15 protein-coding genes are annotated in these 22498 nt (G+C 58.6%); 8 read left to right on the top strand and 7 right to left on the bottom strand.

All coding sequences use genetic code 11. The annotated features are described in order from the left end of the window. The first annotated feature begins 2 nt into the window (after positions 1-2). The gene (locus ABRZ28_RS21290) at positions 3-1640 is read left to right on the top strand and encodes an FGGY-family carbohydrate kinase (protein ID WP_319605607.1); all 1638 of its coding nucleotides are present in this window, start codon (positions 3-5) and stop codon (positions 1638-1640) included. Further along, positions 1637-2245, top strand: coding sequence for a KpsF/GutQ family sugar-phosphate isomerase (locus tag ABRZ28_RS21295; protein ID WP_330521466.1), 609 nt, complete (start codon positions 1637-1639; stop codon positions 2243-2245). Before ABRZ28_RS21290 ends, ABRZ28_RS21295 begins: the two co-directional genes overlap by 4 nt. A gap of 22 nt (positions 2246-2267) precedes the next feature. On the opposite strand, the gene rsmJ is transcribed toward ABRZ28_RS21295, so the two are convergent. Both rsmJ and prlC read right to left on the bottom strand, forming a co-directional pair. After that, entirely contained in the window at positions 2268-3017 is a 750-nt protein-coding gene (gene rsmJ / locus ABRZ28_RS21300) for a 16S rRNA (guanine(1516)-N(2))-methyltransferase RsmJ (RefSeq protein ID WP_330521468.1), read from the bottom strand. 13 nt (positions 3018-3030) lie between these two features. Further along, on the bottom strand, positions 3031-5073 hold the full coding sequence (gene prlC / locus ABRZ28_RS21305; protein ID WP_330521470.1) for an oligopeptidase A: 2043 nt from the start codon (positions 5071-5073) through the stop codon (positions 3031-3033). Positions 5074-5363: 290 nt separating this feature from the next. Between prlC and ABRZ28_RS21310 the strand changes: the two genes are divergently transcribed. Next, on the top strand, positions 5364-6545 hold the full coding sequence (locus ABRZ28_RS21310; RefSeq protein ID WP_330521472.1) for a uroporphyrinogen decarboxylase/cobalamine-independent methonine synthase family protein: 1182 nt from the start codon (positions 5364-5366) through the stop codon (positions 6543-6545). 258 nt (positions 6546-6803) lie between these two features. After that, the gene (locus ABRZ28_RS21315) at positions 6804-8495 is read left to right on the top strand and encodes an Hsp70 family protein (protein WP_330521474.1); all 1692 of its coding nucleotides are present in this window, start codon (positions 6804-6806) and stop codon (positions 8493-8495) included. Positions 8496-8537: 42 nt separating this feature from the next. On the opposite strand, the gene ABRZ28_RS21320 is transcribed toward ABRZ28_RS21315, so the two are convergent. Continuing rightward, positions 8538-11192, bottom strand: a complete 2655-nt coding sequence (locus tag ABRZ28_RS21320) for a J domain-containing protein (RefSeq protein WP_330521475.1) — start codon at positions 11190-11192, stop codon at positions 8538-8540. Further along, complete coding sequence (locus ABRZ28_RS21325) at positions 11192-11896, bottom strand: DUF1266 domain-containing protein (RefSeq protein WP_319605620.1); 705 nt, start codon at positions 11894-11896, stop codon at positions 11192-11194. The genes ABRZ28_RS21320 and ABRZ28_RS21325 overlap by 1 nt, the downstream gene beginning before the upstream one ends. 331 nt (positions 11897-12227) lie before the next feature. Between ABRZ28_RS21325 and ABRZ28_RS21330 the strand changes: the two genes are divergently transcribed. Further along, on the top strand, positions 12228-13070 hold the full coding sequence (locus tag ABRZ28_RS21330) for a 23S rRNA (adenine(2030)-N(6))-methyltransferase RlmJ (protein ID WP_319605621.1): 843 nt from the start codon (positions 12228-12230) through the stop codon (positions 13068-13070). Between the two features lie 33 nt (positions 13071-13103). On the opposite strand, the gene rnz is transcribed toward ABRZ28_RS21330, so the two are convergent. Together rnz and rtcR are read right to left on the bottom strand one after the other, a co-directional pair. Further along, positions 13104-14018 carry a ribonuclease Z gene (gene rnz / locus ABRZ28_RS21335; protein ID WP_330521476.1) on the bottom strand — a complete coding sequence of 305 codons (915 nt, stop codon included), beginning with the start codon at positions 14016-14018 and terminating at the stop codon, positions 13104-13106. A gap of 19 nt (positions 14019-14037) precedes the next feature. Then, positions 14038-15618, bottom strand: a complete 1581-nt coding sequence (rtcR, locus tag ABRZ28_RS21340) for an RNA repair transcriptional activator RtcR (RefSeq protein WP_330521478.1) — start codon at positions 15616-15618, stop codon at positions 14038-14040. A 501-nt stretch (positions 15619-16119) separates the two neighbouring features. Here rtcR and ABRZ28_RS21345 point away from each other — a divergent pair. The 3 genes from ABRZ28_RS21345 to gorA all read left to right on the top strand — a co-directional run bounded on the left by ABRZ28_RS21345 (position 16120) and on the right by gorA (position 19615). Further along, positions 16120-17256, top strand: coding sequence for a slipin family protein (locus ABRZ28_RS21345; RefSeq protein ID WP_330521480.1), 1137 nt, complete (start codon positions 16120-16122; stop codon positions 17254-17256). Positions 17257-17307: 51 nt separating this feature from the next. Further along, complete coding sequence (locus ABRZ28_RS21350; protein ID WP_442878738.1) at positions 17308-18096, top strand: nucleotidyltransferase domain-containing protein; 789 nt, start codon at positions 17308-17310, stop codon at positions 18094-18096. A 166-nt stretch (positions 18097-18262) separates the two neighbouring features. Continuing rightward, a complete protein-coding gene (gorA, locus tag ABRZ28_RS21355; protein ID WP_330521482.1) occupies positions 18263-19615 on the top strand; it encodes a glutathione-disulfide reductase in 1353 nt (450 codons plus the stop codon). A 172-nt stretch (positions 19616-19787) separates the two neighbouring features. On the opposite strand, the gene katG is transcribed toward gorA, so the two are convergent. Further along, positions 19788-21971 (bottom strand): catalase/peroxidase HPI, encoded by a 2184-nt coding sequence (gene katG, locus ABRZ28_RS21360; RefSeq protein WP_330521484.1) that lies wholly within the window; start codon positions 21969-21971, stop codon positions 19788-19790. Positions 21972-22498 lie beyond the last annotated feature (527 nt).

The following is a 22498-nucleotide window of genomic DNA, read 5'->3' on the forward strand; positions in this document are numbered from 1 at the left end:
TAATGGCGAGTTACTTTATTGGCGTAGATGTGGGAACCGGCAGCGCGCGGGCGGGGGTGTTCGATCTCAATGGTCGAATGGTGGGGCAGGCCAGTCGGGAAATAGAACTCTACCGGCCGAAGATGGACTTTGTGGAGCAGTCCTCGGACAACATCTGGCGCGCGGTGTGCAATGCGGTGCGCGATGCCGTTAACCAGGCTGACATTAACCCGATTCAGGTGAAAGGGCTGGGGTTTGACGCCACCTGTTCGCTGGTGGTGCTGGATAAGGAAGGCAAGCCGCTGACCGTCAGCCCCTCCGGCCGCAGCGAGCAAAATATTATCGTCTGGATGGATCACCGCGCCATCACCCAGGCTGAGCGTATCAACGCCACCCGCCATCGGGTGCTGGACTTTGTCGGCGGCATCATTTCGCCGGAAATGCAGACGCCCAAAATGCTGTGGCTGAAACAGCATATGCCGACCACCTGGAGCAACGCCGGCTACCTGTTCGACCTGCCGGATTTTCTCACCTGGCGCGCTACGCAGGACGCCACTCGTTCACTGTGCTCCACGGTGTGCAAATGGACTTATCTGGGTCACGAACAGCGCTGGGATAAAAGCTATTTCCAGCAGATCGGGCTGGAAGACGTGCTGGAGCATGACGCGGCGAAGATCGGCAGCGAGGTGAAAATGATGGGCGAGCCGCTGGGGCATGGTCTGACTCAGCGCGCGGCCGGCGAAATGGGGCTGATAGCCGGGACGGCGGTCAGCGTCTCGATTATCGATGCTCATGCAGGCACGCTCGGCACCATCGGCGCGACGGGGGTTTCCGGCGAAGTGGCGAACTTCGATCGGCGTATCGCGCTGATTGGCGGCACGTCCACCGGCCATATGGCGATGTCGCGCAGCGCACGTTTTATCGGCGGCGTATGGGGGCCTTATTATTCCGCCATTCTGCCCGAATACTGGCTGAACGAGGGCGGTCAGTCGGCAACCGGCGCCTTGATCGATCACGTTATCCAGTCCCATCCGTGTTATCCGGAGCTGCGCACGCAGGCGCTGACCAACGGCCAGACCATCTATGAAGCCTTGAATGCGTTGCTGCGGCGCATGGCGGGCGAGCCGGAGGATATCGCTTTTCTGACGCGGGATATTCATATCTTGCCTTACTTCCACGGCAATCGTTCGCCGCGCGCCAACCCGACGCTGACCGGCATCGTCACCGGGCTGAAGCTGTCGCGTACGCCCGAGGATATGGCGCTGTACTATCTGGCGACCATTCAGGCTATCGCGCTCGGCACGCGCCATATTATCGAAACCATGAACCATAGCGGCTACAGCATCGATACTATTATGGCCAGCGGCGGCGGCACCAAAAATCCGGTGTTCGTGCAGGAGCACGCGAACGCCACCGGCTGCGCCATGCTGTTGCCGGAAGAGAGCGAGGCGATGCTGCTGGGCGGGGCGATGATGGGAACGGTGGCCGCCGGGGTATTCGACACCCTGCCGGAGGCGATGAACGCCATGAGCCGCATCGGTAAGACCGTTACGCCGCAGACCAACAAGATTAAACAATATTACGATCGTAAATATCGCGTGTTCCATGAACTGTACAACGATCATATGAAATACCGGCAACTGATGCAGGAGGGCGCATGAGCGAACAACAGCAGGAATGGCTGCGCGCCACCCGCGCCTGGGACGTTTATAGCCGTGAGCTGGCGCAGCTCGGACAGCGCGTTGACGCGCACACCTGGCAGCAACTGTTGACGCTGCTGGCGCAGTGTTCCGGGCGGATTGCGGTCACCGGCGTCGGGACGTCCGGTATCGCGGCGCGCAAAATCGCCCATATGCTGGCCTGCGTGGAGCGGCCGGCGATCTACCTGAACGCCACCGACGCCGCGCACGGCGATTTGGGTTTCCTGCGGCCGGACGATCTGATTATCCTGATTTCGCGCGGCGGCAACTCCGACGAGCTGACGCGTTTGCTGCCTGCGCTGCGGGCCAAAGGCGTCGGCATTATCAGCGTGACGGAAAACCGGCAATCCGAGATTGCGCGTGCCGCCAGGCTGGTTGTGCGCACCGGCGTGGAAAATGAGATCGATCCGCTCAATATGTTGGCGACGACGTCGATTGTGCTGGTACTGGCGATATTCGACGCCGCCTGCGTCTGCCTGATGGAACGCAGCGGCTATGATAAGGAAAATCTGCTGGCGGTGCATCCGGGCGGCGACGTGGGTAAGAGCCTGCGCGCCGCGGATTGAATTTAATCCTCTGCCGCGGGCGTTATGTCAGCGGCAGATAAAAATCGAAGCGGTGGCTTTTGGTTTCCAGCATGGACTGCGCCGGCACGTCGGCCAGCGGCGGCGCGTAGTCCGGCCGTTTCACCACTACGCGTTTTTTGGCCAGCCGCCGCGCGGGCGCCAGCAGTTCATCGGCATCGTCGTCAGCTCCCACCAGTGATTGAAACACCCGCATCTCTTTTTTCACCAGCGCGCTTTTTTGCCGATGGGGAAACATCGGGTCGAGATACACCACGTCCGGCGGCGGAGAGATATCGTCTAACGCATGCAGGCTGGAAGCGTGCAGCAGCGTCAGCCGCTCGCGCAGCCACGGGCCGATCTCCGCATCCTGATAGCCGCGCCGCAATCCGTCATCCAGCAGCGCCGCCACCACGGGATTGCGTTCCACCATGCGCACCCGGCATCCCAGCGACGCCAGCACGAACGCATCGCGCCCCAGCCCCGCCGTGGCGTCGACCACATCGGGCAGGTAATCCTTTTTGATGCCGACCGCTTTGGCGACCGCTTCGCCGCGTCCGCCGCCGAAGCGGCGACGGTGCGCCATCGGCCCTGAGACGAAATCGACGTAGATCGCCCCCAAACGGGGTTCATCCTGTTTACGCAGTTCCAGCCGTTCCGGCGTCAGCACCAGCGCCATAACGGCGCCGGGATCGCAAACCAGCCCCCAGCGTTCGGCCAGCAAAGTCAAGGCGCCGCTGTCGGCGCCTTCCTCGGATAGTAGGCAGATTTTCATCCCTTGCTGCCATTCATCCTTTAATGCCGTAGTGATGCAGCATGGCATCCAACTGCGGCTCGCGACCACGGAAGCGTTTGAACAGTTCCATCGGCTCTTCGGACCCGCCGCGCGACAGAATATTATCCAGGAACGACTGGCCGGTTTCGCGGTTGAAAATGCCTTCCTCCTGGAAGCGGGAATAGGCATCCGCCGCCAGTACGTCGGCCCACAGGTAGCTGTAATAACCCGCCGCGTAACCGCCGGCGAAGATATGGCTGAACGCGTGCGGGAAACGTCCCCAGCTTGGGCTTGGCACCACGGCGACCTGCGCTTTGATTTCCGCCAGCGTCGGCAGAATCTGCGCGCCTTTGGCGGGGTCGAATTCGGCATGCAGGCGGAAATCGAACAGCCCGAATTCGAGCTGACGCAGGATAAACAGCGCCGCCTGATAATTCTTCGCCGCCAGCATCTTATCCAGCAGTTCCCGCGGCAGCGGCTCGCCGGTTTCATAATGGCCGGAAATAAAGGCCAGCGCTTCCGGCTCCCAGCACCAGTTTTCCATAAACTGGCTCGGCAGCTCCACGGCGTCCCAGGGCACGCCGCTGATGCCCGCCACGCCCGCGGCGTCGATCCGGGTCAGCATATGGTGCAGGCCGTGGCCGAACTCATGGAACAGCGTGGTGACTTCATTGTGGGTGAACAGCGCCGGTTTACCGCTGACCGGGCGGTTGAAGTTACAGGTCAGGTAGGCCACCGGTTTTTGCAGTGAGCCGTCGCCTTTGCGCAGGTTACCGACGCAGTCGTCCATCCAGGCGCCGCCGCGTTTGTGTTCGCGGGCGTAGAGATCGAGATAGAAGCTGCCGCGCAGTTCGCCGCTTTCGTCAAACAGATCGAAGAAACGGACTTCCGGGTGCCAGACGTCTACGTCTTTGCGCTCTTTGGCGCTAATGCCGTAAATGCGCTTAACCACTTCGAACAGCCCTTCGACCACCCGCTGTTCCGGGAAATAAGGCCGTAGCTGCTCATCGCTGATGGCGTAAAGATGCTGCTTCTGCTGTTCGCTGTAGTAGGTGATATCCCACGGTTGTAAATCCTCGACGCCGTAATGTTCTTTGGCGAAGGCGCGCAGCTGCGCCAGCTCTTCTTCCGCCTGGGGACGCGCGCGTTTGGCCAGATCGGACAGGAAGTCGATAACCTGCCGGGGATTTTCCGCCATTTTGGTGGCCAGCGATTTATGCGCATAGCTGTCGAAGCCGAGCAGTTGCGCCAGTTCGTGGCGCAGCGCCAACTCTTCCGCCATGATGTCGCTATTGTCCCATTTGCCGGCGTTCGGCCCCTGATCGGACGCGCGGGTGGCGTAGGCGCGGTACATTTCCTCGCGCAGCGCCTGGTTGGCGCAGTAGGTCATCACCGGGAGATAGCTGGGGATATCCAGCGTCAGCAGCCAGCCGTCCTGTTCTTTGGCTTCCGCCTGCGCTTTGGCGGCGGCCAGCGCGCTTTCCGGCAGGCCATCCAGTTCGGCGACGTTGGTTATCAGCTTGCTCCAGCCCATGGTGGCGTCCAGCACATTATTGCTGAACAACGAACCCAGTTCGGACAGGCGCGCGGCGATTTCGCCATAACGTTTCTGTTTTTCAGGCGGCAGGCCGATGCCGGACAGTTCAAAATCACGCAGCGCGTTATCGACGGCTTTCTTCTGCGCCACGCTCAGCTCGGCGTAGTGCTCGCCGTCTTTCAGGCTACGGTACGCCTGATACAGTCCGGCATGCTGGCCGACCCAGGTGCTGTATTCAGACAGCAGCGGCAGGCATTGTTCGTAAGCGGCGCGTAGCTCCGGGCTGTTTTTCACCGCATTCAGGTGGCCGATCGGCGAAAAGATGCGGCCGAGGCGATCGTCGCTGTCGGCCAGCGGCTGGCAAAGGTTATCCCAGGTAAAAGGGCCGGGTTGCGCCACCACGCGCGCTACGGTCTCACGGCAGGTTTCCAGCGCGGCTTTGACCGCCGGGACAATATCTTCTGTTTTAATCTTGGAGAAAGGGGGCAGGGTAAAGGGGGACAGTAATGGATTCGTCATAGCGCAGTCCTGATGTTATGGGATCGACAAGGCTGATAAATAGCTGATTGCTTATTAAGATGAGGTCAACGATGGTTAAAATCAATGGCGGCGGGCGCGATCGGCGTCAATTCATTCCCGCGCTCTGCTGTTGAAGCCCTGTCCGACCCGACGATCGCTTATCCGCCATCATGAAAAAATTTCAAGTTTGCCTGGCAGGGTGAAGAGTTTTCAGCTCAGCCGCGAAATGTTACGTGGTAGTCTCTTTGCATCATCTTAATTTTAAAATGAAAAATAGAGACTGAATCAATATGGCCACACAACAACAGACTCCTCCTTTTCGCGCCGACGTTGTCGGCAGCTACCTGCGTCCGCAGTATCTTCATGACGCGCGCGCTCAGTTCAGCAAAGGCGAACTGTCCGCCGAACAGCTTAAAAGCGTTGAAGACAAAGCGATTACCGAGCTGGTTGAAAAGCAAAAACGCGCCGGATTACAGGTTATTACCGACGGGGAATTTCGTCGCAGCTGGTGGCATCTGGACTTTATGTGGGCGCTGAACGGCGTTGAAAAAACCGCCATCTCCAAAGGATACGTGTTTGCGGATAAAGAGACGCGCGCGGAAACCGCCCGTCTGAGCGGCAAAATTTCCGGCGAGAACCATGCTTTTGTCGAACATTTCAAATTCCTGCTCCAGTTTGCCGAACCGGGTATCGTACCCCGCATGACGGTTCCCTCGCCGGCGCAATTTCTGGCAGAACTTCAACGTCCGGACAATATGGCGCAGACCCGCGAAATTTACCCGACGGAAGACGAACTGGTTGCGGATATCGCCGGCGCGTATCAGACGTTCATCAAAGAAATTTATGCCGCCGGTTGCCGCAATCTTCAGTTGGATGACTGCACCTGGGGCATGCTGGTCGATCCGAAATTTGCCGGCGCGGGCGCGGCGGATACGCCGAAATCCACCGACGACGGCTGCGGTTGCGGCCATTCCCATGGCGCAGCGCCGAAGAACGGCAAGGTCGGCGCGCTGGCCGAGCTGTATCTGAAAGTGAACAACGCCGCGATTGAAGGCGCGCCGGCGGATCTGGCGCTGACCACCCACGTTTGCCGCGGCAATTACCACTCATCCTGGGCCGCCAGCGGCGGCTATCAGCCGGTGGCCGATGTCCTGTTCGCCCGTGAAAATGTTTCAGCCTACTATCTGGAATTCGATACCGAACGCGCCGGCGATTTCTCGCCGCTGGCGCAGGTTTCCGGCGACAAACAGGTGGTGCTGGGGCTGATCTCCTCGAAGTTCGGCGAACTGGAAGATAAGCAGGCGGTGATCGACCGCATCAATGAAGCGACCCGCTATATTCCTCTGCAACGGTTGTGCCTCAGCACCCAATGCGGCTTTGCCTCCACGGAAGAGGGCAACATCCTGACGGAAGAACAGCAATGGGCGAAAATCGCATTGGTGAAAGCGATCGCCGACCAAGTGTGGGGTTGACCCGCTAATCGCTCTGCGGAGAAGGCGGCGATGAGCGCCTTCTCCGTTTCCCGCCTGCTATTTGCCCAATCTCAATCCGACGCCGCGTCAAACGCGCGTCCGCACCGATGAAAACACCGGGATCCTTTTCCGCGTCAGGCGGTTATGTTTATACTGTCGGCTATCGCTATGGCGGGTTGAAATTGATGTTGCCCCAACGCCCGGTCGTCGTCGTATCTCCCGCACATCGGTTTAATGGAATAACAAAGGAATAGCCGCATGACTCATCCCTCGCATCCTTCTCTGGCGATTGGCATCGATCTGGGAACGACCAATAGCCTGATTTGCGTCTGGCAGAACGGGAAAGCCCAGCTGATCCCGAATGCGCTGGGTGAGCATGCCACGCCGTCAGCGATCAGCGTCGACGACGACGGCAGCATACTGGTCGGCAGACCTGCGGTTTCCCGCCTGACCACGCATCCACACCTGTCGGCGTCGCTGTTCAAACGCTATATGGGCAGTCAAAAGACCTTCAGACTCGGCGATCAAACCTTTTCGCCCACCGAGCTTTCAGCCATGGTGTTAAAGTCGCTTAAGGCGGATGCCGAAAGTTTTCTTGGCTGCGCCATTAAGGATGTGGTGATCTCGGTTCCCGCTTATTTCAGCGATGAGCAGCGAAAGCAGACGCGTTTTGCGGCGGAACTGGCGGAGTTGAACGCGGTGCGACTGATTAATGAACCGACCGCCGCCGCGATGGCCTATGGCCTGCATACGCAGGAGCTGGGGCGGACGCTGGTGTTCGATCTGGGCGGCGGAACCTTTGACGTCACGGTGCTGGAATACGCCTTTCCACTGATCGAAGTGCATAGTTCGGCGGGGGATAATTATCTCGGCGGCGAGGATTTCACGCAGGCGATAGTGAAAGCCTGTTTGCATCAGTGGAAACTGGATGAGCAAGCGATTCCGGCTGAGGATCTGGCCGGCTTGTATAGTCATGCCGAAGCCCTGAAATGCCGGCCGGGTTATCCTTTCACCGAACACAAGATGGATTGGCACTGGCAAGAACAAGGCTGGCCTATGGTTTCGGATGAGCCAACGATAGAAACGGCCTGGGTGCCGTTGCTGAACCGAATACGCGCGCCGATTGAACAAGCGTTGCATGATGCGCGCCTGAAGCCCGAACAACTGGATCACGTTGTGCTGGTGGGGGGCGCGTCGAAAATGACCGTTATTCAGAAGCTGGTCGCCAGGCTTTTCGGCAAGCTGCCGTATCAACATCTGGATGCCGACACGGTGGTGGCGCAGGGCGCTGCGGTGCAGGCCGCCTGTCGGTTGCGTGAACAGGATATCGAGGAAGTGATCCTGACCGATGTCTGTCCGTATACGTTAGGCATCAGAACGGCAAACGATACGCAGGACGGCCTTTTTTCGCCGATATTAGAGCGCAATACCGTCGTGCCTACCTCGCGGATAGAGACCTTCTCCACGTCTTCGCCCGGTCAGGATAACATCCGCATCGCCATCTATCAGGGGGAAAGCCCCTATGTCGCCAATAACGTTTTTATCGATGAATTCGATATGTCGATAAAACCACAGGCGTATCACCAGTCTATCGATGTTCGCTTTAGTTATGACATCAACGGACTGCTTGAAGTGGATGTTAATTTGCCGGATAGCGGAGACACCTTCACCAAGGTGATTGACCGCAGTCCGACGGGATTAAGTCAGCAGCAACAGCAGACCAGCCGTCAGCGATTAAAGGCGTTGAAAATTCACCCCAGAGATAATCTGATCAACCGCAGTTTACTGGCTCGGCTGGAGAAGGCCTGGGCGCAGTCCCGGACGGATGAGCGCGCGCTGGTCGGCGCCTGGCTACGTGAGTTCGAGCAGCGGCTGGCGCAACAGAATACGCCGGCGATTGAAGAGACGCGGCGGCGCATTGAGCAAAGCCTGGATGAAATAAAACGGTAATTCGATAAAGCGGCACAGGGCTGTACCGCTTTATCGGGCGGCTCAGGATGCGTCGCGCGCCTGCGATTGCGGCGGGCCATATTTATTCCACTGCTTCGAACCGGGCGAGAGTAGCGGGAGCAAGAGAAATATCGGCAACAGCATCGCCACGAACGCCCCCGTTCGCGGCGAGGCCATCCCCATATCATTAAATCGCCGACTTGTTGCGATAAACATATTGCAGATTATCAGCAATGACGTCATAAAGAGGTGAAAGGGGGTGTCCAGGGGGAGCCAGGAGCCTGCGTGGCTGATAAGCATGCTGCCCAGCCCGGCCTGAAGCAGATATCCGCGGCGATTGAGGCGGGTGTCGATGCGCCAGAACTGCCATGCGTGACTCGCTTTGGCCGACGTATCCCTAAACCCGCTTTCCCGTTGTTCAGTCAGTTGCAGCAAGATTCTGGCTATCAGCCGCAGGGCGATATCTTCATGCGGATCGTTGACGCATGCCAGCAAAAACGTCTGGTCGCTATTAATCGGTAACGCGTCGTCCCGCATAGACATACGGTGGAGGATGTCGCCTGTTTGCCTGGCCTTTTTATCCCCGGAAAGCTGTTTTAACAGCGCTGGAAAGTTGCGTGACGGCCCGGCAAGCAGCGCATTTCTGATTTGCTCCTCCAGTTCGGTTTTGACCTCCAGTTGTTCCAGGTGGCGGCGATGCTGTTCGGCTGATTTTCCTTCGTCCAGAAATGCGTAAAGGGCATGGAAGAAAAGCTGATAAATAACCGGGGATTGCGCCAGCGTTGCCGGCCAGCGCCGGTTTTCACGGTAGAAACCGGCGGCGGTGGAAAAAAGGGTGCTTTCCTGATTATCGATATATTCTTCCGGCGACACCGGCAGCTTCAGCCAACAGTGGTAATGCAACGGATCGCTCAGCGTCAATCGTTGCGTCAACGTCGTGACAGGCCCTTCCTGCTGATTGTCCGTCTCATCGAATAGCTTAACGAGCGAATAGGCCGGGTGGGCGGGCGCAGACTGGGGCAGCGCCGATCTGGCGGCGGCGATGATGTCATCCTGCGGATCGTTGAGCATGATGATCAAGAGGATGGCCAGCCGCAACGCATCCCGGGCGCTGATATTTTCTCCGGCCTCGGCAAGATCAATCTCCACCTCCGGCAGCAGATCGGCCAGACAATCTTTTATCGGTTCAATCCGCTGCTGCGGCAATTCGCCGTTATAAAGTTTCCGCAGGCTGGTCGGCGGCAAGGCGCGAAATTGCCGCAGCCAGACCTGAGCCTGATGCCAACTGGCGGAATTTACCTCGGTGAACGCTTCGGGCAGCGGGGATGCCGCATCGGTCAGCCATTGGGTAAACGACTGAATAATCGCCGATGACGCCAGCCAGGACAGCCGCTGCGCCGCCTGCGCCTGCAACCCCTGGAGAATCAGCGCGTGCAGCGGGTCTTCCGGCAGCGGTTGATCGAGGATGTCCTGCAACAGGCGCTCATCGCCCAGCGTCAGCATGCAGGCATGCCAGTAGAGCGTCTGGGGAATGTCGGCGCCGTCGTTTTGCAACAGGTGGCGGTAAATGGGCAATACATCCTGCCTGCCCAGCTTCCACAATATATAGTCTTGCGCCTGCGGGTTCGGCGACTGCTGTAGCGCCTGCCCCCAACGCGTCATCATTTGCGTATTCTGTTGCGCGATAAAGAAGCGTTGTTGCGGCGCATCAATCGGCAGACCCGCCAGATCCGGTGCCGGCGTAGGGTTGAACGACTGAATCAGCAAGGGCAGCAGATCGTTCTGATAGCGGGCGCACCAGCTCAGCAGCCACTGTTCGGCTTGCGCATGACCGTTACGCTGATACAGCCTGAGCCAAAGCGTCAAGGCCTGTCGCTCGTCGCTGCACAGGGAACAGTGGCGGGCGGCAAGATACAGCCAGTCATCGTCTTCCGGGTTTTCCGCCATCTGTTGCAGGCAGTAATCCCGCAACTGGGCGCAGGGCTCTTCCGCATGGCTGTGCCAGCGGGCTAAGCGGCGCATCAAGTCCGGGGTATCGGGCCAGTAAATGGTTGTGGCGCTGCGCAGGTGGGCTTTCAGCATAAACCGCGGACGGTTCCAGAACAGACCGTTGCCCTGCTGAAAGTAGAAAATCGTTTGCAACTGCGCCGGCAGACTAAGGTGCGATAAAAGTGAAAAATCGAACAGGTCGTCTTGCTCAAGCGAATCCAGAAAGTCTCTGATCTCCTCCGTTGGGGCCTCGGACAGTTCGTCCAGACGCTGTTGCCAGCGCATACGATCGGCCAGTATCCGGGCGCAGCGGTTTGACAGGCCGGGCTCCTGATAAAGACGTTGCAGCATGGGCCAGCGGAGACGATCAATCACGTCGACATCGTGCTGGTTCAGCAAATGAATATAATGCTGCCAATATTGCGCGACGCACCGCTGCGCCGGATTGCTCAGCAGTTGGTCGAAGGCGACCTGTAGCGGCGTTAATTCACTATCGGCTTGCGGGGAGACGGCTTCGTCTTTCGCGTGCTCTTCCGGCGGCGTTTGCGCCAGTTTACAGGCGGTATCGTAGGCCTGACGCAGCCGTTTGAAGCCCTCAGGATCGGTTTCCGGGTGGAATTTCGGCACCGTTTGCCGATAAGCCTGACGAATAATGTCCAGGTCTTGCGTTGGCTCAATGCCTAACAACTGCCAGCACTGGGTGTCCATTATATTTCTGCTCCCGATAGCGACTCAGGTTTGTCTATTTGTAAGATATCCATATCCCAGTCGAGGTCATGCACCGGACTGTCGGGATGGGTGTAGAGCGAGCCGATTTGGTTGATGTAGTTAGACGTCTGGGTGTAATGGCTATAGGCATAACGTTGCAGCGTCGGATCGTCTTCATCCGAGGCGAGCCAGTAGGTGCGGCCAACGAAAAACGCGGCGAAATAATTCTGCCAACTGCGGTAGTAGTAGCGGGCGCGGTCGGCCAATCGGGTATGGATCCACAGGCTTTCCGTTTCGTTCAACCATCCGTTTAACACGCCAATCCGGCTCAGAAAGCTCATTCTCCCCAGATCCCAGGCGCGTATGCCGCCTTCGCCGCACAGCGCCGCCGTTTCGCCGACCAGCGTCATCACCGCCTGCTGCTCCGGCGGTTGATGAGCGCAGTAATCCTGCCACTCCGCCAGTGATACGTGGTGCCACAGAAAATAATGGTACGCCAGATGCTCCGCATGACCGTCATCGGTCATTCTGTTGATCATGGCGATCAACGCCTCACGGGTATCGATTCCCCAGGAACTGTTAATCTCAGCATCCGTTCCTGGCGGATAAAACGAATGATCGCGGTAATTGGCGGTACATTGGATATTAAGCGCAACCATCGGCGCGGAAAGCGCCAGTAACCAACGCTCATTTTCAGGTTCCATGTCAGTTAATGTCCCATTTCATCACTTGTGGCGGAAAATCGTACTTCATGTTGGTGAATATCGATAGCTTTCTATAGGTTAAAAGCGGCGATGTTTAAAATAAAAGTAATAAAAATCATATTGAAGCCGGTGGTTCTCCATCGGTATGGCGCCGAGGCCGTATTGTGAGGATATTTTTCCCGACAGACCGTTTATACTGTGCGCTATGGCTTTTCTTTCCTGTTTACTGTGTTTTCTGGCGCGTTGAGGTCGCTGCGGGCCGACATGGGGGAATAAAAAAGCATTAACTGATTTTTCTCATAAGATATCTCACCGGAAAGCAAGAGTCGCTATGCTAAGTTACCGCCATAGTTTTCACGCCGGCAATCATGCCGATGTAGTGAAACACACCGTTCAGAGCCTGATCATCACCGCGCTGAAAGAAAAAGAAAAACCCTTCCTGTATCTGGATACCCACGCGGGCGCCGGACGCTATCAATTAAGCGGCGAGCATGCGGAGCGCACCGGCGAATATCTGGACGGCATCGCTAAAATCTGGCAGCGCGACGATATCCCCGACGAGCTTGCCCCTTACATGCAGGCGGTTCGCACCTATAACCATAATGGTCAGTTGCGCTATTACCCCGGTTCTCCGCTGATTGCCCGCCAGCTGCTGCGCGAGCAGGATAAAATTCATCTGACGGAGCTGCATCCGAGCGATTTTCCGCTGTTGCGCAATGAATTTCAGAAAGATGCGCGCGCTAAAGTCTTACGCGAAGATGGCTACCAGCAGCTGAAGTCGCAGCTGCCGCCGCTGTCGCGTCGCGGTTTTGTGCTAATCGACCCGCCGTATGAACTGAAAACGGATTACCAGGCGGTGGTTAAAGGTATTCAGGAAGGTCATCGGCGTTTCGCCACCGGGGTGTTCGCCCTGTGGTATCCGGTGGTGCTGCGTCAGCAGATTAAACGGCTGCTGAAAGATCTGGAGGCAACCGGCATCCGCAATATCCTGCAAATTGAGCTGGCGGTGCTGCCGGACAGCGATCGGCACGGCATGACGGCTTCCGGAATGATTGTGATTAATCCGCCGTGGAAGCTGAAAGCGCAAATGGAAAACGTGCTGCCCTGGCTGCACAAGGCGCTGTCGCCGGCCGGCACCGGACACATCAGCGTTGAACAGATCGTGCCGGAATAATTCGGCGGACTAACCGCCCTGCGGCGCAGGGCATTAAACCCGGAACGTCGTCAGGTCGGCGGCTATTTCCGTGGCCGGGAAAATCGCCCGGCACTCCGCCAACAGCCGTTCGCTGTCTTCCTGACCGTATCGCGCGCTGATGTGGGTGATGATCAAACGCCCCGCACCGGCTTCCCGAGCCAGCGTCGCCGCCTGCTCCGTCGTGGAATGGCCGCGCTTGTTGGCGCTCTCGGCCATATTGGCCTCCATCGTCGCTTCGTGTACCATCACATCCACCCCGGCGGCCAGCAAGCGTCCGGCTTCCGACGGGCGGGTATCGCCGAATATCGCGAGCGATCGGCCCGGCGTGGACGGCCCGAGGTAATCGGCGCCGTTTAAGGTACGCCCGTCCTCCAGCGTGACGGATTCGCCTCGCTTCAATTGCTGAAACCAGGGGCCGGAGCGAATGCCCTCTTGGGTTAGCCGCGCGACGTCCAGCGCGCCGGGTTTAGGCCGCTCTTCGATGCGATAGCCGACGCAGGTCAGCGTGTGCGACATCGGATAAGCCGTCACTACGCGGCGCTCGTCTTCACAGACCGCGCCGGATATGATCTCGACCACTTCCAGGGGATAGGTGAGATAAGAGCCGCTCAGGCTCAGCGCATTGTCGATAAAGGTTTTCAGCCCGGCGGGGCCGTAGAGCGTCAGCGGCGTCTGACAACCGACCATCGAGCGGGAGCACAGCAGGCCGGGCAGTCCAAACAGATGATCGCCGTGTAGATGCGTGATGAAAATTTTCTCGATCTTGCCGGCGCTTAAACGCGTATGCAGCATCTGATGCTGCGTGCCTTCTCCGCAGTCGAACAGCCAGAAGGCGGAGCGCGAGTCTTGCAGGTTCAGCGCCAGGCTGGTTACGTTGCGCCCTTTCGTCGGGATGCCCGCGCTGGTGCCTAAAAATATCAGTTCCATGGTGAAACGCTCCGATCAATTAACTTTGCTTGACGTCTTCCCAGCATAAATCGAACCGCGCCAGATACTTGCGCAGCCGGTCGGCGTCGTTCGGGTTTTTTTTCTGCTGGCGGGAGACGGCGAATAGCCGGCGGCCCGCTTCCGACAGGCTGCTGGCCTGACGGCACACGCTCAGCACGCTTTCCAACTGGAGACGGTCGAACAGATCGCATTCGCCGACGCTCTCCGGCAGTGGCGCGCGCTCGGCGTCGCCGGGCGTCCACTGCCGCCGCAGGCGCGAGATTTCTTCGTCGACCAGCGCGGGGGTAATACGGCCGTTTTCGGCCAATGTCGCCATTCTGACCACGCTGGCGCTCAATTCTCGGAAATTGCCGCGCCACGGAGCCTGCGGCGAGCAGGCGAATCCCACAAATCGCTGGCGCGCTTCGCGGTCGAAGCGGACTTGCAGCTGCTGCGTCTGCGCAAAGCGTTGTAGCTCAAAGTCGATATTCGGCTCGATATCTTCACGCCGCTCCGCCAAGCCGGGGAGGGGAAAGGTCCACATATTGATGCGGGCATAGAGATCGTCACGAAAACGGCCGGTCGCGACCCAGCTCGGCATATCGCGATGCGTACCGGCGATCAGTTGAAAATCGCTGCTGACTTCCTTATCCGAACCGAAGGGAAAGAAGGTTTTTTCTTCAATCGCTTTCAGCAGCATGGCCTGCTCATCCAGACCCAGTTCGCCGATTTCATCCAGAAACAGTATGCCGCCGTCCGCTTCCCTCAGCAGTCCGGTTCGCGCCTGCTGTGCGCCGGTAAAAGCGCCCCGCGCGTGTCCGAAGAGCGTCGACATCGCATTGTCTCCTCGCAGCGTCGCGCAGTTGACGGCGACGAAGCGCCCGGAAACCTGATGGCGAGCGGCTTTTAATTCGTAGATGCGCCGCGCCAGAAAGGATTTTCCCGCGCCGGTCGGGCCGGTGAGCAACAACGGCGCGGAAGAACGCAGCGCGACGCGCTCGATTTGGTCGATCAACGCGTTGTACGCCGCGTTGCGCGTCTCAATGCCCGCTTTCAAAAACGAAGCCGAAGCCTGCTGCTCCCGTTGAAAGCGGCTCGTCAGCGTCGCGTAACGGCTGAGATCCAGATCGATAATCGAATAGACGCCGGCCGGGGAAGGCGTGCCTTCATGGGAAGCCGGACTGGTCTGCAACAGGCAGGCCGGCAGGTAGCGCGCCTCCGTCAGCAGAAACCAACAGATCTGCGCCACGTGGGTGCCGGTGGTGATATGCACCAGATACTCTTCGTTCTCGGTGTCGAACGGATAGCGGGCGGCGAAGTCGAGGTACGCGGTGTAGACCTCCTCAAAATCCCAGGCGTCTAGCAAATCGACGGCATGCAAACGCACTTCGGTTGCGGGCGACAGCTCGGCGATGTCCGCCTGAACCTGTTCCGCCAGACCGATGTGGCGCGGCGGATACATGAGTTCCAGCCGGTCCACCGGCAAATCGGGCTGTTGGCACAGTGCGACGGTCGGCCGCCATTTATTCAAGCGGTTGGCCCGTTTACCGCGTTTATCCAGGACGGTGCCTAGCGTGCCGATCACCACTCTGCGCTTCATGTTTATCCTTATTTATAAATTCTTATCTATAAGAATAATCTATTCGTGCAGGTCAGAATAGCATGGTATTAGCGCAATAAATTAAAAAATGATAATTATCAGCATGTTATCATTTTTTCGGCGAATTCCTTCCTGTTGGCACGCTTCTGGCAATACCTCTCTCGTCTACACGCTGGTTTTGCAGTGGTTCAGCGCCACGCCGGCATCCAAGGAGCGGCTTCGCGCCGCTTTCCTGTGGATGTTCCGCCGGCCGTAGCCGACTCGATAAATGGTTAACTCGGGTTCGAATCCCGAATATCGCACCTCAATATTGATAATGAAAAAAATAACCCTCCCGCAACCGGGAAGTCGACGGTTGCCTCACGGGAAGACCGACCGACGCGCCGGGCGGCAGGCAGAAGGCTGATTCGTTCCATCAGGAACCCTGAGCTTTCCCCCTGCGGCTTCGCCCCGACGTCCGTCTCCCCGTGTGCCGGAGGGCTCATCAGGAGAAAGAGATTCATGTTTAAGTCCATAACAATTCGTAAAGGTCAGTTGGGTTTAGTGAGCAAAGACGGCGATTACCTGCGGGTATTGGAAGCGGGTCGACACCGTATTCCCCGCTGGTTTAATCGACAGAAAATCGACGTCGTGTCTCTGGATGGTTCTGAAGTGCCGGCGCCTCTGGACGACTACCTGCGCCAGTACCATCCGGAGTGGGTAAAGCAGTTTTGTCTGGATGTGGTGTTGCCGGAAGAGGCGATCGGGCTTCGCTATGATCATGATGTGCTACAGGAAATCCTGCCGCCCGCCACGCGCCGGCTTTACTGGCGTAAGGATGAGCATCAGCGCGTCGAACTGGTGAAAACCGACGACATCCGGGTGCCGGACGCGCTCGTGTCCGCGTTGTTGCAGCCGACGCTGCGCCAGCGACACGTGATTGGGCATGCCGGCGTCTTGCTGGCGCAGGTGCCGGCCTGGCATCTGGGCCTCTTGAAGGTCGATGGGGCGGCGCAAGAACTGCTGCCGCCGGGCGTAAGCGGCTACTGGCGTTTTAATCATAGCGTCGAGGTGGAGATGGTGGACACTCGTCAGCAGGCGCTGGAAGTGAGCGGACAGGAGATTTTGACGCGCGATAAGGTCAACCTGCGGCTGAATCTGGTGGCCAACTGGCGCTACAGCGACGTTTTGACGGCGTTCGGTCAGTTAACGAAACCGGTGGATACGTTGTACCGCGAGCTACAGTTCGCATTGCGTGAAGCCGTGGGAACCCGCACGCTGGATGAACTGCTGGAAAACAAGCAAATCATCGACGAACGGGTCAACGCGCAGGTCCGTGAAAAAATGGCGGGTTACGGCATCGACGTGGTTTCTCTGGGCGTGAAGGACATCGTGCTGCCGGGCGATATGAAAACCATCCTGTCTCAGGTGGTGGAAGCGGAAAAGGCGGCGCAGGCCAACGTGATACGACGCCGGGAAGAAACGTCGGCGACGCGTTCCCTGCTGAATACCGCCAAGGTGATGGAAAACAACCCGGTCGCGCTGCGCTTGAAAGAGCTTGAAACGCTGGAGCGCGTGGCGGAACGCATCGATAAAATTTCCGTGTACGGCGGGTTGGATCAGGTGTTGAACGGATTGGTGAATTTAAAGGGCGCGTAGTCCGCCGCGGGGCGGCGGCGGCGTTTCGAACGGGAGGATAGGGATATGACATTGGCATCTCAGGGCGTCAGCGAAATGATGACGCATCAGATAAACAAGGCGCTCGACGAGGTGGAGCGGACGTTCGATGTCCGCATCCTGTACGCCTGTGAATCCGGCAGCCGCGGCTGGGGATTCGCATCGCCGGACAGTGATTATGATGTCCGATTCATCTACGTTCATCCGCCGGAATGGTATCTGCGGGTTGAACCGCAGCGTGACGTGATCGAATGTCCGCTGACGGCGGAGCTGGACGTGTGCGGTTGGGAATTGCGCAAGGCGTTGGCGCTATTGAAGCGGGGTAATCCTACCCTTATCGAGTGGTTGGATTCGCCGGTGGTCTACCGGCAGGAGGATGTCGCCACAGATCGGCTGCGACAGTTGCTCCCCGGCTGCTTTTCCGCGCTCAAGGCGAGTCATCATTACCTCTCCATCGCGGGCAAAAACTTTCGCACCTATTTGCAGGATGAGCGCGTGCGGCTGAAAAAGTATTTTTACGTGCTGCGATCGCTGCTGGCGGTGCAGTGGATTGCACAGGGAAAGGGAGCGCCGCCCATGCAGTTCGAGGTTCTGCTTAACGCGATGGTCACGGACTCTGCGCTGCTGGAGGAGGTTGGTGCGCTGCTGAAAATAAAACGCGGCGCGGTAGAAACGGATACGGTGGCGCGGCAACCGCATCTCCATGCGTTTATCGCGCGATCGCTGGAGAGCGCGGCAGTGACATCGCAAACGGCGAAGGACGAACGCATCAATGCCGCGTTGGATCGCCTGCTGTTTGAGACCGTGCTGACAGGCGTTTGACGTTGCGCGAGGCCCCGTAAGGCGGCCTCGCCTATTTCATTGATTTCAAAAATCGTCGCAAGGCGCTTTGCGTTTCGGACTACAATCAGGCTGCGATCTTTGCCGGAATAAGATATCTGGCATTACACTCTATATAACTTTTTATTCACACAAGCTGGATCTCTCAATGACTAAACATTATGACTATCTCGCCATTGGCGGCGGCAGCGGCGGCATTGCCTCCATTAACCGTGCGGCCATGTACGGCAAGAAATGCGCGTTGATTGAAGCCAAATATCTGGGCGGGACCTGTGTGAACGTAGGCTGCGTACCGAAAAAGGTGATGTGGCATGCGGCGCAGATCGCCGAGGCGATCCATCAGTACGGCCCGGATTACGGCTTTGATACCACGGTTAACCGGTTTGACTGGGGGACGCTGATCAAAAATCGCAGCGCCTATATTGACCGTATTCACCAGTCTTACGATAACGTGCTGGGTAAAAACAAGGTGGACGTGATTCAGGGATTCGCCCGCTTTGTCGATGCCCATACCGTCGAGGTAAACGGCGAAAAAATCACCGCCGACCATATTCTGATCGCCACCGGCGGCCGTCCGACGCGCCCGGATGTACCCGGCGCCGAATACGGCATCGACTCCGACGGATTCTTTGAGCTGGATGCGCTGCCGCAGCGCGTCGCCGTCGTCGGCGCCGGCTATATCGCGGTTGAACTTGCCGGCGTGGTGAACGCGCTGGGATCGGAAACGCACCTGTTTGTGCGTAAACAGTCGCCGCTGCGCAGTTTCGACCCGCTGATTGTCGAGACGCTGGTCGAGGTGATGAACAGCGAGGGGCCGACGCTGCATACCGGCTCGATTCCTCAAACCGTGGTGAAAAATGCCGACGGCAGCCTGACGCTGCAACTGGAAAACGGCAGCGAACAAACCGTCGATTGCCTGATTTGGGCCATCGGCCGCGAGCCGGCGACGGATAACCTCAACCTGAGCGCGGTCGATGTCGCGCTGGATGAAAAAGGCTATATCCAGGTCGATCGCTTCCAGAATACCAGCGTGCCGGGCATTTACGCCGTGGGCGACAATACCGGCGCGGTAGAGCTGACTCCGGTCGCCGTCGCCGCCGGCCGCCGTTTGTCGGAGCGTCTGTTTAATAACAAACCTGATGAGCACCTGGATTACAGCAACATTCCGACCGTGGTATTCAGCCATCCGCCGATCGGCACCGTCGGGCTGACCGAACCGCAGGCGCGCGAACAGTACGGCGACGATAAAGTGAAGGTGTACACCTCTTCCTTTACCGCCATGTACACCGCCGTAACCCAGCATCGCCAGCCGTGCCGCATGAAGCTGGTGTGCGTCGGCAAAGAAGAGAAGATTGTCGGCATCCACGGTATTGGCCTGGGTATGGATGAGATGCTGCAAGGTTTTGCGGTGGCGCTGAAGATGGGCGCGACCAAAAAGGACTTCGACAACACGGTGGCTATCCACCCCACCTCCGCGGAAGAGTTTGTCACCATGCGCTGAGAGAGAGACGCAGCAAACGCGTTCTGAACAGGCGCCCTGATAATGTGATTATCAGGGCGTTTTTTTATGCCGGGCCAACCGACGCGGGATAGACAAAGCGGATTGGACGGAAAGAAAAACCGACCGGTGTGTTGCACCGGTCGGGGGGAACTACGCGTTGCGGCCTGCGTGATTACGCCAGATCAAAGCGATCCAGGTTCATCACTTTGTGCCAGGCGGCGACAAAGTCCTGTACGAACTTCGCCTGAGCATCCGCGCTGGCATACACTTCCGCCAGGGCGCGCAACTGGGCGTTGGAACCGAACACCAGATCGGCGCGCGTCGCGTTCCATTTCACTTCTCCGCTGTGGCGATCGCGTCCTTCATAGCGGTTTGCGCCCGGCGAAACGGCTTGCCACGTGGTGCTCATATCCAGCAGGTTGACGAAGAAATCGTTGGTCAGCGTGCCGGGGCGATGAGTAAAGATACCGTTGTCGGAGCCGTCGGCGTTGATGTTGATCGCACGCAGGCCGCCAATCAGCACGGTCAGCTCGGGCGCGGTCAGCGTCAGCAACTGGGCCTTATCGATCAGCGCCGCCTCGGCGGGCGTCGCCAGTCCGGCCGCCTCGTAGTTGCGGAAACCGTCCGCGGCCGGCTCAAGTTTGGCGAAGGAATCAATGTCCGTCTGTTCCTGCGAGGCATCGGTGCGGCCGGGCGCGAACGGCACCGTTACCGCATAGCCTGCCGCCTGCGCCGCCTGTTCGATGCCGGCGTTGCCCGCCAGCACGATCAGATCCGCCAGCGAGACCTGTTTACCGTCGCTCGCTTCCTGATTGAAGTTGCGCTGGATGGCTTCCAACGTACTCAGCACTCTGGCCAGTTTTTCCGGCTGGTTGACCTCCCAGTCCTTCTGCGGCGCCAGACGTATGCGTGCGCCGTTGGCGCCGCCGCGCTTGTCGCCGCCGCGGAAGGTGGAGGCCGAGGCCCAGGCGGTACCGACCAGCTCGGACAGGGTCAGACCCGACTCCAGCGCTCTGGCCTTGAGCGTCGCGGCGTCCGCTTCGTCAATCAGAGAATGATTGACGGCAGGCAGCGGATCCTGCCAAATCAGCTCTTCGCCGGGAACTTCCGGACCGAGATAGCGCGAGCGCGGCCCCATGTCGCGGTGGGTCAGCTTGAACCAGGCGCGGGCGAACGCCTCGGCGAAAGATTGCGGATCTTCCAGGAATCGACGCGAGATTTTCTCGTAGATCGGATCAACGCGCAGCGACAGATCGGTCGTCAGCATGGTCGGCTTACGCTTTTTCGCCGGATCGTGCGGGTCGGGAATGATCGCTTCGGCGTCCTGAGCTTCCCATTGGATCAGGCCGGCCGGGCTGCGGGTCTGGACCCATTCATATTTGAATAAGTTTTCGAAGAAATAGTTGCTCCACTGCGCCGGCGTCTGCGTCCAGATGACTTCCAGGCCGCTGCCGATGGCGTCGTTGCCGTGTCCGGTGCCGTAATCGCTCGCCCAGCCGAGGCCTTGCGCTTCCAGACCGGCCGCTTCAGGATCCGCGCCTTTGTGAGATTCGGGCGCCGCGCCGTGGGTTTTGCCGAAGGTATGGCCGCCGGCGATCAGCGCCACGGTTTCTTCGTCGTTCATCCCCATGCGTGCGAAAGTTACGCGGATAGCGTGAGCGGCGGCAATCGCATCGCCGCTGGAGTTTGGACCTTCCGGATTGACGTAAATCAGGCCCATCTCGGTGGCGCCGAGTTTCTCATCCAGTTTATCGGCCGGCCGGTGGGCAAGCCACGAGTTTTCGGAACCCCAGTTGACGTCCTGATCCGGCTCCCAGGTGTCTTCACGGCCGCCGCCGAAACCGAAGGTGCGGAATCCCATGGTCTCCAGCGCGACGTTGCCGGTCAGAATAAACAGGTCGGCCCAGGAGATCGCCTGGCCGTATTTTTGCTTGATCGGCCACAGCAGGCGACGGGATTTGTCGATGTTGACGTTGTCCGGCCAGGCGTTCAGCGGCGCGAAACGCTGCTGCCCGCGTCCGCCGCCGCCGCGTCCGTCCGCGGCGCGGTAGGTGCCGGCGCTGTGCCACGCCATGCGAATGAACTGCGGGCCGTAGTGGCCGAAGTCAGCGGGCCACCAATCTTGCGAGTCGGTCATCAGCTTGCGCAGGTCGTTTTTCAGCGCCTGATAATCCAGCTTTTTGAAGGCTTCACGGTAGTTGAAGGCCGGATCCAGCGGATTCGATCGCGATGAGTGCTGGCTCAGCAGATCGACGTGCAGTTGATTCGGCCACCAGTCGCGGTTGGTGGTGCCGGCGGCCGATGTGTCTTTGCCGGCGGCGCCGTGTCCGAACGGGCATTTCGCTTCAGTTGACATAATATCCCTTTCCTCTGTTTTTGCGTAATTAGCTATCCGGTCTTGTCGGGCTGCCGGGTTTCTGATGCTGAGCACGACAATGTTCTTGTTGACGTTGCTGCCTGTGTCGCAGGCCGGTCCTCCCGCACTGCCTGTTGCGGCCCTCGCGTGCGGTAAACGGCCTGCCGCGATGCTTTCATGATCGACACGCTTCAAGGGGGCGCTTGCTTGTTCGGGCGATCGTCCGATTAACGGTGATTCATCTTATAGTTTGTCCGGTTATAGATAAAATCGAATAAGATTAATGTTGTGATAGTCATTGGCTATCTTGAGCGATCCGACTAGGCGCATAACGACCCGCTTACGTATTGTTCCCGCCTCTGCGGCAATGGCGGTTGGCGGGGTCGTTCGGGCGGTATCATCGGCGCAGGAGACGTTAGCCGCCGCTGTCGCGCTAAAACGGGGCGTATTTGTTGTGCGGCCTCACAAAAGCGAACGGCCTTTTTGCCATTTTCCGTTTGTTTTCTAAGCTATTACGGTGACCTGCG

Source organism: Brenneria sp. g21c3, from assembly GCF_040240345.1.
Taxonomy (GTDB): domain Bacteria; phylum Pseudomonadota; class Gammaproteobacteria; order Enterobacterales; family Enterobacteriaceae; genus Brenneria.

What these genes read in the sequence shown, in the direction of transcription:
- ABRZ28_RS21290 (WP_319605607.1), top strand. Translation starts at nt 3, where the DNA reads ATGGCGAGTTACTTTATTGGCGTAGATGTGGGAACCGGCAGCGCGCGG.
- ABRZ28_RS21295 (WP_330521466.1), top strand. Translation starts at nt 1,637, where the DNA reads ATGAGCGAACAACAGCAGGAATGGCTGCGCGCCACCCGCGCCTGGGAC.
- rsmJ (WP_330521468.1), bottom strand. Translation starts at nt 3,017, where the DNA reads ATGAAAATCTGCCTACTATCCGAGGAAGGCGCCGACAGCGGCGCCTTG.
- prlC (WP_330521470.1), bottom strand. Translation starts at nt 5,073, where the DNA reads ATGACGAATCCATTACTGTCCCCCTTTACCCTGCCCCCTTTCTCCAAG.
- ABRZ28_RS21310 (WP_330521472.1), top strand. Translation starts at nt 5,364, where the DNA reads ATGGCCACACAACAACAGACTCCTCCTTTTCGCGCCGACGTTGTCGGC.
- ABRZ28_RS21315 (WP_330521474.1), top strand. Translation starts at nt 6,804, where the DNA reads ATGACTCATCCCTCGCATCCTTCTCTGGCGATTGGCATCGATCTGGGA.
- ABRZ28_RS21320 (WP_330521475.1), bottom strand. Translation starts at nt 11,192, where the DNA reads ATGGACACCCAGTGCTGGCAGTTGTTAGGCATTGAGCCAACGCAAGAC.
- ABRZ28_RS21325 (WP_319605620.1), bottom strand. Translation starts at nt 11,896, where the DNA reads ATGGAACCTGAAAATGAGCGTTGGTTACTGGCGCTTTCCGCGCCGATG.
- ABRZ28_RS21330 (WP_319605621.1), top strand. Translation starts at nt 12,228, where the DNA reads ATGCTAAGTTACCGCCATAGTTTTCACGCCGGCAATCATGCCGATGTA.
- rnz (WP_330521476.1), bottom strand. Translation starts at nt 14,018, where the DNA reads ATGGAACTGATATTTTTAGGCACCAGCGCGGGCATCCCGACGAAAGGG.
- rtcR (WP_330521478.1), bottom strand. Translation starts at nt 15,618, where the DNA reads ATGAAGCGCAGAGTGGTGATCGGCACGCTAGGCACCGTCCTGGATAAA.
- ABRZ28_RS21345 (WP_330521480.1), top strand. Translation starts at nt 16,120, where the DNA reads ATGTTTAAGTCCATAACAATTCGTAAAGGTCAGTTGGGTTTAGTGAGC.
- gorA (WP_330521482.1), top strand. Translation starts at nt 18,263, where the DNA reads ATGACTAAACATTATGACTATCTCGCCATTGGCGGCGGCAGCGGCGGC.
- katG (WP_330521484.1), bottom strand. Translation starts at nt 21,971, where the DNA reads ATGTCAACTGAAGCGAAATGCCCGTTCGGACACGGCGCCGCCGGCAAA.